Origin of the sequence: Falsiroseomonas sp. E2-1-a20, assembly GCF_051433195.1 — a bacterium.
Lineage (GTDB): Bacteria > Pseudomonadota > Alphaproteobacteria > Acetobacterales > Acetobacteraceae > Falsiroseomonas.
Map to the genome: position 1 here is coordinate 1 of NZ_JBHMFT010000163.1, position 1,044 is coordinate 1,044.

A 1,044-nucleotide genomic window follows, 5' to 3' on the forward strand; every position below is an offset into this window, starting at 1 on the left:
CTTGCGCGCCGCCCTGGTGCGCCACTGGGGCACCACCGGCCTGCTGCGGGCGCCGCTGCCGCTCACCGGCGCTGCCGCGCTGCGCGCCGAGGTGGCGTGGGATTTTGCGACATGGATCCCGGTGTTTCTGCACGCCCTCGCGGACGAAGCCGAGGACGCCTTGGCCCTGCTCCAAAATCTCGAGCGCGGCTGGTCCGCCGCCCGCCAGGCCACCGCCGGCCACCGCCGATCCTCGCGCACCCCCGCCGCCGTCGACCTGCTGGCCGCCCTGCCGCTGCTCTCCGCCACCGCCCTGGCGCGGGCGCTCGGCATCGCCGTCAAGAACGCCGGTGCCATCCTCGACCGCCTGGTCCAGGACGGCGTCGCCGTCGAGGTCACCGGCCGCGCCGCCCGCCGGCTGTTCGGCCTCCGCGGCCTGGCGCCGCTCGCCGCCGCCGTGGCGCCGCCACGCCGGCCCGAACCCGGCCGCGGCCGCGGCCGGCCGCGGCTGGTCCCGGTCAACCTCGAAGCCGCGCCGCCGGCGGGGCCGATCGCAGCCTTCGAGCCGGTCGCACGAGCGGCCTTTGACTACAGCGACCTCGAGGCCGCCCTGCGCGACGCCGAAGCCGCCATGCGCCGCACCCGTGCCAGCCTCGACCAGCTGGCCGGCGGCGGCTGGACGCCGCAACCTGGCGACCAGGACACGCCGGAGGCGGAGCCGTCAGACAAGGTTGCCGACGACACGGGCGTGTGACGGGGCTTCGGCGGCGCAGCGCTCTCTTTGCGGTCCCGAGCGCCAAACCGCGCGGAATCCTCGGGTTGGCAGGATTTGCCAGCCCCATCGAGCCAAGTGAAGGCAATCGAAACTCGACAATTGGCCCGGGAGCCGCAGAACACCCAGCAAATCATGCTTGGATGCGAGGCTGCCAGCAGTGCAGGCTGGCCGTACGGAGCGCTATCGCACTGACCTGAGGGGCAACGAAATGCCACCCGCACCCAGCACCGACCTGCTGAAAGCAATCTTGGCCGCGTTCAACGCGCACGACATGGACGGTGTCATGGACG

Annotated in this window: 1 pseudogene; it reads left to right on the forward strand. The window is 73.2% G+C overall.

The annotated features are described in order from the left end of the window. A pseudogene (locus tag ACFHPP_RS31140) lies at positions 1–733 on the forward strand (hypothetical protein); the annotation flags it as partial. Between the last annotated feature and the right edge of the window lie 311 nt (positions 734–1,044).